General features: G+C 37.5%; 12 protein-coding genes. All 12 read right to left on the bottom strand.

Features of this window, described 5'->3' with window-relative positions:
• Positions 1–58: 58 nt before the first annotated feature.
• A complete protein-coding gene (locus HNQ35_RS09225; RefSeq protein ID WP_146937486.1) occupies positions 59–370 on the bottom strand; it encodes a DUF3870 domain-containing protein in 312 nt (103 codons plus the stop codon).
• Positions 371–390: 20 nt separating this feature from the next.
• Positions 391–1,125 carry an IclR family transcriptional regulator gene (locus HNQ35_RS09230; protein WP_146937488.1) on the bottom strand — a complete coding sequence of 245 codons (735 nt, stop codon included), beginning with the start codon at positions 1,123–1,125 and terminating at the stop codon, positions 391–393.
• 91 nt (positions 1,126–1,216) lie between these two features.
• Positions 1,217–2,389: a saccharopine dehydrogenase family protein gene (locus tag HNQ35_RS09235; RefSeq protein ID WP_146937490.1), complete on the bottom strand. Its 1,173-nt coding sequence runs from the start codon at positions 2,387–2,389 to the stop codon at positions 1,217–1,219.
• A 32-nt stretch (positions 2,390–2,421) separates the two neighbouring features.
• On the bottom strand, positions 2,422–3,921 hold the full coding sequence (locus HNQ35_RS09240; protein WP_146937492.1) for an aldehyde dehydrogenase family protein: 1,500 nt from the start codon (positions 3,919–3,921) through the stop codon (positions 2,422–2,424).
• A gap of 25 nt (positions 3,922–3,946) precedes the next feature.
• Positions 3,947–5,626, bottom strand: coding sequence for a thiamine pyrophosphate-dependent enzyme (locus HNQ35_RS09245; protein ID WP_146937494.1), 1,680 nt, complete (start codon positions 5,624–5,626; stop codon positions 3,947–3,949).
• Entirely contained in the window at positions 5,623–6,798 is a 1,176-nt protein-coding gene (locus tag HNQ35_RS09250) for an LL-diaminopimelate aminotransferase (RefSeq protein WP_146937496.1), read from the bottom strand. Before HNQ35_RS09250 ends, HNQ35_RS09245 begins: the two co-directional genes overlap by 4 nt.
• 380 nt (positions 6,799–7,178) lie before the next feature.
• Entirely contained in the window at positions 7,179–7,835 is a 657-nt protein-coding gene (locus tag HNQ35_RS09255) for a TerC family protein (protein WP_146937589.1), read from the bottom strand.
• Positions 7,836–7,909: 74 nt separating this feature from the next.
• Complete coding sequence (locus tag HNQ35_RS09260; protein WP_146937509.1) at positions 7,910–8,827, bottom strand: DMT family transporter; 918 nt, start codon at positions 8,825–8,827, stop codon at positions 7,910–7,912.
• Positions 8,828–8,911: 84 nt separating this feature from the next.
• Positions 8,912–9,958, bottom strand: coding sequence for a C45 family autoproteolytic acyltransferase/hydrolase (locus tag HNQ35_RS09265; RefSeq protein ID WP_146937511.1), 1,047 nt, complete (start codon positions 9,956–9,958; stop codon positions 8,912–8,914).
• Positions 9,958–10,179, bottom strand: coding sequence for a hypothetical protein (locus HNQ35_RS09270; RefSeq protein ID WP_146937513.1), 222 nt, complete (start codon positions 10,177–10,179; stop codon positions 9,958–9,960). Before HNQ35_RS09270 ends, HNQ35_RS09265 begins: the two co-directional genes overlap by 1 nt.
• A gap of 311 nt (positions 10,180–10,490) precedes the next feature.
• Positions 10,491–10,955, bottom strand: coding sequence for a 6,7-dimethyl-8-ribityllumazine synthase (ribH, locus tag HNQ35_RS09275; protein WP_146937591.1), 465 nt, complete (start codon positions 10,953–10,955; stop codon positions 10,491–10,493).
• A gap of 5 nt (positions 10,956–10,960) precedes the next feature.
• Positions 10,961–12,163 carry a bifunctional 3,4-dihydroxy-2-butanone-4-phosphate synthase/GTP cyclohydrolase II gene (locus HNQ35_RS09280; RefSeq protein ID WP_146937515.1) on the bottom strand — a complete coding sequence of 401 codons (1,203 nt, stop codon included), beginning with the start codon at positions 12,161–12,163 and terminating at the stop codon, positions 10,961–10,963.
• Positions 12,164–12,173 lie beyond the last annotated feature (10 nt).

Raw genomic sequence — 12,173 nt, forward strand, 5'->3', positions numbered from 1 at the left:
CTCTCATCATGCTTTCATTAAAAACTTTTATACAAAAATAAGTCTCCCATCATACCACTTAGTTTTCCTTATACAGCTCGTATTGCTTATATAAATCAGTTAGTGCTGATGCCAATGCATTACCCGCCTTACCGTGGTAATGTTTTCTAAGTTTAGTCATTGGTTCATCAATCCCATCATTTAAACTGTATCCCCGAAGTAACTGTTGAACAAATTCACGCCCGTGTAAAGTTGCTAATGTGCATCCAGCATTGACTATCACCCCATATTTCTTATCAATTTCTGCTGTAATTGTCACAGTATCGTAAATGCTTTTCGCTGCCATACCAGAAGGGAGGCGGGCATGACCAGCAATAAATATAGTCCGCATAATAAATTATCCCCCTTAACTTATTTGAGATAACCCATTTTTTTCGAAATTTGATAAGCCGCATATTTTGTCTCATGTTTTATTTTTTGTAAATTATCTTCTGTAAAATAGCTAGATAATCCACTCACCGTTAAGGAAGCAATGACTGCATTTTTATAATTATAAATTGGATAAGAAATCCCAATTGTATTGGCATCCTGTTCGCCCTCACTAAAAGCATAACCTTGCTTTAAAATATCCTTTATCTCTTGTTGTAGACGCTTCTTAGTCTCTTCATCTAGCTCTTTAAGGATCTCTTTTTGTTTATCATTTTCTAAAAAGGCTAGGAGTAACTTAGGACCAGAGCCGATATGAAGTGGTGAGCGTTTCCCTACACGGGTATATAAGCGTATCGTCCTTGTACTATCTACTTTTTCAATATAAACAGCTTCATTTTGTCGTACTACGACTAAATGAACCGCTTCATTAATATTCTTTACTAAATCTTGCATAATCGGTAAGGCATGTTCTCTAATTTCTAGTTGATTAGATACGAGTTGACCGAGCTCTAATAATTTTAGGCCAAGTCGGTAACTACCATCTTGTCCTTCTCTAATCTTCATTAAATAATCTCTCGTTTCTAATGTTGTGACTAAACGATAGGCAGTTGGCTTCGGCATATTTAGTCGTTTGGAAATGTCGTTTAACGATAATTCTCGTGTTTCATCTGTAAATAATTCTAAAATCTGTAAAGCTTTGTGGACACTCTTATTCATCTTTATGACTCCTTACACATCTGTTTAAAAAGATCCCCCTGCTCATTTGATGCAGAGGGAATCGTAACAGATGACTAGATAATCCTATTAGTTAGTTTATGACTGGTTGTTTATTACTTTTTACAGTTTCAATTATATTAACACCACGTTTAGCCATTTCTTTAATATAATCATCACCTGGCACAATCTGTTCAGGTGGATAGACACCTCGTTTATCAATTTGGCCACTAGCAATCATTTGAGCAACAACCGATATCGTATTCGCAGTTGCTCTAGCCATAGCAGTAACTTGATGCTTCCGATCTTTAAATGTCGTCATTTCATATTCATATGTTGTCGTTTCTCCTGCTTTAAGACCTGATACAATAACACGTAATAAAACAGCATCATCTTTCTCACCTAATTCAACAATCGGATCAAGTACTTTTAATAACACTTCTCGCGGGTTAACGGTGACACCATTAACGTCGATCTCATAATCTTTACGTGTTAAATTTAAATCAACAAGTAGTTTAAACTTTTCTGCATGACCACGATAGCGAATTGTTTTATACTCTAATGTTTTTAAATTCGGATAAGAGATTGACAAGGTTGATGTTCCACCCGACGTATGGAAGGCTTCTAACGGACCAAATTTATCAAAATAAACCGTTTCCACTTCTGATAATGATGGCACTTCCATCTTCATTCCATTCCGAATGATAAGCGATGGATCAGTATAGTGATCTAATAAACCTTCCATTGAAAAGACGTGATTATATTCGAGAGGTGGCTTCGGTTGTACAGGAATTCCACCAACATAGAGTTTAATAGATTCAACTTCATCAAGTTGACTCGCACCATAACCAGATAAAATATTAATCATTCCAGGAGCAACACCTAAATCAGGAATAATTGTCACACCAGATGCTTTTGCATCGTCTTTAAATGTTAGGACTTTGTCTGTAATATGCCCGATATGACCACCTAAATCGACTGAACTGACACCAACTTGAATCGCCGTTTTCGCAACAATTTCATTAAATGAATAAAATAATGCATTGACGATGACATCGAATTGGCGCATAAAATTCGCCAATTCGACTTCATCACTTGCATCCACTTGATAAGCTGTTAATTTATCTGAATCAAGTTGCTGACAGACTGCCTCGGCACGGGCTAAATCTATATCTGCTAATCCAACAGCTTTTACACCTGGACTTGTTACTAAATCACGAGCTGCTTCTTTTCCCATTAAGCCTGAACCTAACACACCTATTTTCATAATTGACACTCCCTTATCCTTGAAATAGTTTATTATTCTGTATCAATTTGTGCACGTTGTAACTTACCACTGTAGTCAACATAAACTGCTTTCCATTCAGTGAAGACATCAAGTGCCTGAACACCTGAATCACGATGCCCGTTACCAGTACCTTTTGTTCCGCCAAATGGAAGATGTATTTCTGCACCTGTCGTTCCTGCGTTTACGTAGACAATTCCCGTATCTAAATCACGTTGCGCTTTAAATACACGATTTACATCTTTTGTAAATATTGAACTAGATAACCCATAGCTAACACTGTTATTTGCTTCAATTGCTTCTTCAAAACTTTTAACCGGTATGAGTGATACAACTGGACCAAATATTTCTTCTTGAGCAATGCGCATATCGATCGTTGCATCTGTAAATAATGTCGGTGCAAAGAAATAACCTTTTCCATAATCACCTTCTGTCATCTCATATCCGCCAGCAAGTAATTTAGCTCCTTCTTCTTTACCAATATCAATATATTTCTTAATCTTATTAATACCCGCTTCGTTAATAATAGGACCTACACGAACCGATTCATCTGTTCCATTTCCAATCGTAAGCTGTTCCATCGCATGGAGTAAACGCTCTTCTAGTGTTTCCTTAACATCTTCATGTACAATGACACGGCTACATGCAGTACAACGCTGACCACTCGTGCCGAAAGCACTCCAAATAATACCTTCGACCGCTAAATCTAAATCAGCATCATCCATAACGATGACGGCGTTTTTTCCACCCATTTCTAAAGAAACCTTTTTCAATTGACGGCCACATTCAGCGGCAATATTTCTCCCCGTTTCATTTGAACCCGTAAAGGATATAACACGAATATCTTCATGGTGCACCATCGCATCCCCAACTGTTGAACCTGAACCGAAAACAACGTTAATGACTCCTTTTGGTAAACCAGCTTCTTCAAAAATCTTCGCTAATTCATATGCCATAATCGGTGTTTCTGTCGCCGGTTTCCAAACGACCGCATTTCCAGCTACGATTGCTGGGAATGACTTCCAAGTAGCAATGGCAATTGGAAAGTTCCACGGTGTAATAATACCAACAACACCAATTGGCGCGCGAACACTCATGGCAAATTTATTTTGTAATTCAGATGGTGTCGTTTGTCCAAATAGCCGTCTTCCTTCACCAGCCATATAAAATGCCATATCAATTCCTTCTTGTACTTCGCCCCGCGCTTCTTCTAACACTTTTCCATTTTCTAATGTTAATAAATAGGCGAGCTTTTCTTTTCGTTCTTTCATAATATGGCCGACTTCATATAAAATTTCAGCACGTTGCGGTGCTGGCACAAGAGCCCATTCTTTCTGTGCCTGTTTTGCAGCTTCAACGGCATGATCAACAGCCGTTTTATCAGATAGTGGAACTTCAAGTAACGTTTCACCCGTCGCCGGATTTATAACAGGTGCGGTTTCTCCTTCTACATCTACCCATTCACCATTGATATAGTTTGCTAGTTTTTTCACATCTAACATTGTTTCTGTCATCTATAAAACCTCCTAATAAAATGATTTATCTTAATGTTTTTTTTCTAAGATCCTCAATCGTTATGTTTACCGAAATATGCTCAACATCTGTTAATATTTCTATCACAGTCATATGATTATGTTCTAGAGCGTTATTTAAAGCGTTTTCAAATTCTTGAATCGTTTCAACACAGTAACCATATGCACCGACTGATTTCGCTAATTCTGAAAATGATGTCGCCCCTAAATCAGTTGCCATGACGCGATGTGGATAAACCATTTCTTGGTGCATTCGAATTGTTCCATATGACTGATTATTAAAGACTAATGCTATAATCGGGATATTGTACCGTACCGCTGTCTCTAATTCCTGAACAGTCATCATAAAGCCACCATCACCAGATAAAGAAACAACGGTTTTATTCGGATAGGCTAACTTCGCTCCTATAGCGGCAGGTAAACCGTATCCCATCGCTCCGGAAGTCGGTCCGACATACGTATGTTTTTCTTTAAAAGGATAGAAAGAATGCAGCCAGCCGGCAAAGTTACCCGCATCATTCGTTATTAATGCATCAATCGGAAGGCTGTTGACCATTTCTTTTATAATATGTTTGTTAATCACATCTTTTTCGCTCACTTGAAGCGAACAACTTTTTCGAACGGCTTGGTTCCTTTCATCGACCCAGTCGTGCCATTGAGGTGATAACTTCACGTCAAGAAGTCTTTCTAAAGCTTCCTTCGCATCTGATATGACTGCTAATTCTGGTACAAATACTTTACCAATCGTATCGAATGAAATGTCAATATGAATGAGTCGATGATCGCGAGTAATGAGTTGATAATCCTGTGTTGTAACTTCCGATAGTCGCGTACCAATCGCTAAAATAACATCTGCTTCCGCAACCGTTCTTAAAACTTCCTTGTTCGTTCCTAAACCTAAATGACCGACATATAATGGATGATCATTCGGGAAAACATCGTGTCTCCGAAAGCTTGCCATAACAGGAAGTTGATTTTTTTCAGCAAAAGAAAGAAGGGCTTCTTCAGCGGAAGCTAATTTAACTCCGCCACCTGCAATAATTAATGGATGTCTTGCCTCGGCAAGAATACGCTTAATTTCGTGTACTTCTCTTTGCGAAGGTGCTGGCTTTGGCACATTCATCACGGGATAAAAAATCATTTGTCCGACTTTTGGTAGAACATCTTCCGGAAGTGAAATAACAACCGGACCAGGACGACCCGATCTTGCGATATGAAAAGCACGTGAAACTATTTCTGGAACCCTCTCTGGATGTTTAATTTCAACTGCCCATTTGGCAATTGGAGCAAAATATTGTTCCAAATCAACTTCTTGAAAACCCTCTCGCCCGCGGAATCGACTATCGACTTGCCCTAAGAAAACGACCATTGGTGTAGAGTCTTGATATGCTGTATGAACACCGATTGATAGATTTGTAGCACCAACTCCTCGGGTTGCAAGGACGATTCCTGGTTTGAGGCTTGCCTTTGCATAGCCTTCTGCCATAAAAGCAGCCCCACCTTCATGACGTGCAGAAATAACATCAATTGAAGGCTCGTCATAAAGGGCGTCAAGAAGTGGTAAATAACTTTCCCCTGGAACACAAAATACTTTATTAACACCTTCATTTTTCATACAGGTGACAATCGCTTGTGCTGCTGTTTGATTAGCAGAAAAAACGCCTTTAATTTGTGTGCTCAAAATCATGTTCCCCCCTTAAACTCGATTGTCTTTAAACGACGAATCACTTCTTGGAGTCGCTCTTTTGATACAGATAAGGAAATTCGAACATACCCTTCTCCATTTGACCCAAATGCAATACCAGGTGTTACTAAGATTCCTACTTCTTGAAGAAGCTTCTCGGCAAATGACATCGATGTATAACCTTTTGGAACTTGAACCCAGAGAAAAATTGTGCCACGTGGCTTTTGTACCTTTAATCCGATATTTGTTAAAGCGTGATATAACAATTCCATTCTTTCCTCAAAAATTTGACTATGAGATTTTACTTCTAATAAATCACTTTCTAAAGCAATGGCAGCTGCCTTTTGTACAGCTAAAAATTGACTACTATCTATATTACTTTTTAATGTTGCCAATGCCTGGATGACTTTTTTATTACCAACGACATAACCAATCCGCCATCCCGTCATATTAAAGCTTTTCGACAATGAACCAAATTCGACTGCATGTTTTTTTGCTCCCTCGACTTGTAGTGCACTTGGGGCTTTATAATCTCCGAATGTGATAAGGTCATAGGCCATATCATTGACTAATAATAAATTGTTTTCCTTCGCGAATGTAATCGCTTTCAAATAATCGTTTAATTGAACTGTTGCTGTGGTTGGATTACTCGGATAATTTAATAACATCATCTTTGCTTTTTGTAATTCTTCTTTTTTTATTAAAGTATAATCTGGTACAAATCCTTGTTCTGCTTGAAGTGGAAGGTCAATGACTTTACCACCTGCTAAGTGCACAGCTGTGCGATAAACAGGATATCCTGGATTTGGCAATATAACAGCATCGCCTGGGTTAAGAATAGTTTGAATTAAATGATGTAACCCCTCTTTTGATCCAATTAGTGTTAATACTTCCTTCTCTGGATCAAGCTCAACCCCATATTGTCTTTTATAAAAATGAGCTATCGCTTTACGAAATTCAAAACAGCCGCTATAAGGTGAATAGCGATGATTTTCAGGTTTTTGGGCTTCTTCTATTAGTGCATCTATAATAAATTTTGGTGTTGGTAAATCAGGTGCCCCGATGCCTAAATCAATCACATCAATACCTTTTTTCTGTAGTGCTGTTTTTTTTCTGCCCAGCTCCGCAAATAAATATGGTGGTAATCGTTTCACTTTCTCAGAAATTGCTTGCACAGACATCCCTCATTTCATTATATGAAACGCTATTTCACTTAATCGCCTACATTATAGCTAACTTTTTCTCCATTATCAATAGTAAAAATAAATTAAATATTTATTTTGATGGGAAATCATTGTTAATTTTTGTATAGGGGTTTGGATTTGGGACTTTCTTGATTTTCGTGGAGTTGCTCGCGATTTTGCATGGGTACCGCTCGATTTTGCATGGGTACCGCTCGATTTTGCATGGGTACCGCTCGATTTTGCATGGGTACCGCTCGATTTTGCATGGGTACCGCTCGATTTCTGCCCTGCAGAAATCGAGCTAGAAGGCTGTAGTCGCACGATGATATCTAAAACAAAAAAACAAGGCATGCCCACCTTGTTTCTTAAAGTTATGCTTCACTTTTTCTATTTTTCACATAGCCTAATCCGAGAACCGCAATGGTAATAAACACAATAACACCATATATTTCTAACGTGCGATCTAGAGAGAACAGGTTGATAATTAGTGAATCTTGAGTGATCATTTCTCCAGCCGTCCAAGCAAGAATTCCTGCTCCAACATAGCTAATCCACGGATACTTGTCCATCACACGAACAATCAGTTTGGAACCGAAGATCATTATCGGAATACTAATCATAACGCCAATAACAATGAGTCCTACATGTCCTTTTGCTGCTCCTGCTACAGCAACGACATTATCTAAACTCATGACAATATCAGCCATAATAATCGTCATGAATGCTCTAAATAACGAATTTGATGCTTGAATCGTTGTAGTCGGTGATGTGTCTTCTTTTTCTACAAGTAATTGGTAGGCAATCCATAACAACAATAAACCACCAATTAAATGGACATATGGTAATTTTAATAAATACACAATGATAGCAGCAAAAAGAATTCGTAAAAAGACAGCACCTGCTGTTCCAAATAAAATGGCTTTATTTTGCTGCTTTTTGGGAAGCTTTCTCGTTGCCATTGCAATCACGATTGCATTATCACCTGATAGGACAATATCAATCGCAATAATCGTTAACAATGCGATCATTGACTCGGTCGTAAACTCGATTCCTAACACAAATCGGACCACCTTTCTTTTTCCATTTAGCAAATTTATCTTATCTAAGCATCACGTTCGCGATTGATTGCAACAATCCCTAAAGCGACTAAAGCGAGTCCACCAAAAATAAAAGCATTTAATGTCTCATCAGGGATAAACAATGCTGATAGTAATGCTCCTGACACTGGGGTAATAAATTTGTATATACTAATTTCACCTGCTTTATTATATTTTAAAATAGAATACCATAAAGCGAAAGCGACAGCTGACAAAACGGCAGAGTAAATAAGTAATCCCCAACCTAGAGGAGTAAAAATAATCGCTTGTTCTCCTAATTGTGGCATACCGAATATAAGCATTAAGATAGAGCCGATAGTTAATTGATATCCCGTTAGAGCAAATGGGTGGATACCTATTGCCATTTCCTTTGCCATAATGGTGCCAATCGCCCCTGTCAATGCAGCGATAATCATAAAACCTTCACCTTTTAACTGGAAAGAAAACTGTAATTCTTGTCCCCAATTCGCAACAATAATGCCACCAAATCCTGCTAATAATCCTAACGCTTTCGCTATATTAATACGATCATTTTTATAAAAAAAGTGCGCTAAAATAACAGTAAAAAAAGTACCACTTGAAACAAGGATCGCCCCTTGCATTCCAGAAGTATTCGCTAAACCATTATAAAAGAAATAATATTGGACAGCTGTTTGAATGATTCCAAATAAAATAAGAAAGCGCACTTGTCGTTTCGTTACGACGAGCGCTTTTCTCTCAAATATAATCATACCGATTAATAAAATTAAACCAGCTAATAAAAATCTTAGACCAGCTAAAACAATTTTAGCAATGGTATCATCTGCTGCCATTTGCATTTCCACGTAACTAATTTTTAATACTGGAAAGGCACTGCCCCATAAAATAGAACAAAAGACAGCAATTAAAATGACAATCCACTTTTTAGTTAATAAATGTTGCATTCAAGTCTTCATCTCCTAATAAACAATGACATATAAGCGACTTAAGTAAAGGCATCTATTTCTTTAGAATTAATTCATGCCGTATTAATGTGCTTCCATTTGGGCAAAAGGAATATCCGTTTCTAAATAGCCGTCAATCCGATCAAGATTTAATGATTCCCCATTTAACCATTTTTTAAAATCAAATATAAATGGCTTATCAACCTCACCAAGCGCAAAACCCATTCGCAATTGCTTTGGAAAGTAAATAGTCGTGTGAATCGTTCCAGACCAATTACGATAATCCTTTGAAAATATTCCACGTTTAGAATCATTCAATAACCGGAACGCTTCCATAGCCGTTAAGTCTCTTTCAATTGCTTCTTGTAAAATACTCAGACGACGCTTGGAATCATCTAAATGATAGCGATTTTCTTCTGTTAATAATTCAAAATGATTCGTGCAAACTGAAGCACGACGTTCAATAACCTGGCGCGGTGTCGTTTCTACAATAATGGAATCACCATTTTGATCAAATAGTGTGTAACTAAATGAGTGACGATGGGGAATTTCCTTTAATAATTGAACGGCTTCTTTTGTCGTTTGACAATTCTCTAAAATAAAGCGTCCTATCATCGTACAAACAAAACCATCTCCAGGCTTTTTACGATGCATAAAATTATATCCCATCACAAGACCTTTTTCATTCATACCGTCCATTCGACCTGTAACACGGGATGACGGTGCAATCGTTGCATATCCACCATCAGTTGGTTCGTATAAGACGAAACGCCCATCATACGTTTTCGGATGGTAATCATAATTACGTACGAAAAAGTCCTTTCCTGTAACGATTGAACACCCACTCCGAACATAATCAAGACGATAACCGCTAAAATTTTTTAATACGCGTTCTAATGAACAGTCTAAACCATCCCTAAGCCCGAGCAACTCTTCCCAAATTTGTGGGGAAAATCTTTGAAAAGCTTGCTTTGTTTCATTTACATCAATTGAAAAGCGTGGTTTCCTTAAACGCCACTCTCTTTCCCTATTTGACAGCATAAAAGATTTACGTAATAGTTCACCTTGTCTTTTTCCGAAATCGTAATGACTGCCACGAAACTCTAAAATATCACTATACACATGTTTCATCATTGACCCTCATCATTCGTTTGATTTTGTTTGCCATTTTTCTTTGCTTGCTGATCACGATACAATTTTTTAACAAAAACAACAATTAAAAAGAGTAACCATGATGTGACAACATAAAAGATTATTTTACTCATTTCATCCATTTCTTTAAAGAAAAAGGCCATCCCAGCCCAAATGACACCGACACCCAAAATTTGATATATAAAAAATTTATTACCCATATTTTCCCCCTCCTACACCTGCATATAGTTTATCTTACTCGCATATTCTTTTCCAAGATTTACGACTGAGTAGAGTATTAGTGCTAAGTATACAGATAATAAAAACATATAGTGATAAAAAAAGAACAGCTTTTTCATATCATTAAGTAAATCTATGATAAACAGTTCGCTAGAAATATAAATCGTTTAATCTTACATAATGTAAGTCGTAATGTTCATTTCATTTATAGCACAATGGATCTACTTTTAAAAATTTAGGTCATATAAAAGAGCGCTCTAAAAATCATGATAGAACGCTCCAATTACTTAACTCATATTTTCTTACACAAATCAACCATTTCAATAGCAACTAAAGCGGCTTCACTCCCTTTATTACCCGCTTTTGTTCCTGCACGTTCAATCGCTTGTTCAATCGTTTCTGTCGTTAAGATCCCAAAGATAACCGGCTTACCTGATTCTAAAGCAGCATGTGATACGCCTTTTGCCGCTTCATTACAAACATAATCGAAATGCGGTGTAGCACCTCGAATAACTGTACCTAATGTAATCACGGCATCATACGCTTGTTTAAGTGCAAGTTTTTTAGCGACGAGTGGAATTTCAAAGGCACCCGGTACCCAAGCGATATCAATGTTTTCCTCTTTCACACCATGGCGTTTCAATGTATCTAAAGCACCGTCTAATAGTTTTCTCGTTATAAATTCATTAAAACGTGCGACTACAATGGCGATTTTCTGTTTGGTTCCTACCACTTGTCCTTCAAAAATATGTCCCATTTTTATCACCTGACCCCTTCCATTTCTAATAAATGTCCAAAACGCTCTTTTTTCGTTTTTAAATACTTTAGATTTTCTTGACACACTCCTGTTTCAATCGGAATTCGTTTAACCACATGAATACCATAACTTTCAAGAAATGCGATTTTTTCTGGATTATTCGTCATTAACTTAACTTCTTTAATGCCTAAGTCAAGTAATATTTGACTCGCAACATGATAATCTCGTAAATCAGCTGGAAATCCAAGTTTATGATTTGCTTCCCATGTATCAAATCCTTGATCTTGTAATTTATAGGCCCGTAGTTTATTTAGTAGACCAATGCCTCTTCCTTCTTGACGTAAATAAACAATGACGCCGTCGCCATATGATTCAATCATCTGCATTGCTTTTTCAAGTTGTGGCCCGCAATCACATCGTTTGGAGCCAAAGACATCACCAGTTAAACATTCCGAATGCAGTCTAACGAGTGGAATCTGTTGTTCATCTTTTCTTTTTACTAAAGCAAGATGTTCTTTATCATCTAATTGATTGGAGTAGCCGACAATTGAAAACGAACCAAGCTGTGTCGGTAACACCGTTTCGACTTCACGTTTAACATGGCGTTCATGCCGCTTTCGATAATCAATAAGCTGTTCAATACTCATGATTTTTAAATTAAATCTTTTGGCCATAACAATTAAATCGGGAAGGCGTGCCATTGTACCATCTTCTTTTATAATTTCGCAAATAACACCAACTGGTTTTACCCCACTTAAACGCGCAAGGTCAACAGCCGCTTCTGTGTGCCCAGGTCGTTCTAACACACCTTGTTCTTTAGCAATTAGTGGAAAAACATGACCTGGTTTTTTAAAATCATTACTCTTTACATTTTCATTTAGTAAAGCTTGAATCGTATACGAACGTTCGTAAGCGCTGATCCCAGTCGTCGTGTTCAAATGATCGATACTAACGGTAAATGCTGTACCTAATGGATCTGTGCTTTCATAAGTCATTCGTGGTAAATCAAGTTGCTTTGCTAATGATTCGGTCATTGGCGTACAGACTAAGCCTTTTCCGTGTGTGATCATAAAATTAATCATCTCAGGTGTCGCTTTTTCAGCAAGCATAACGAGGTCGCCCTCATTTTCACGATCTTCATCATCAACAACAATGACTGGTTTTCCAGCTTTTAAATCGTGTAATATTGCTTTAATAGAATGAAACATACGCTCTCCC

It is taken from the genome of Cerasibacillus quisquiliarum (assembly GCF_014202495.1).
Classification (GTDB): domain Bacteria; phylum Bacillota; class Bacilli; order Bacillales; family Amphibacillaceae; genus Cerasibacillus; species Cerasibacillus quisquiliarum.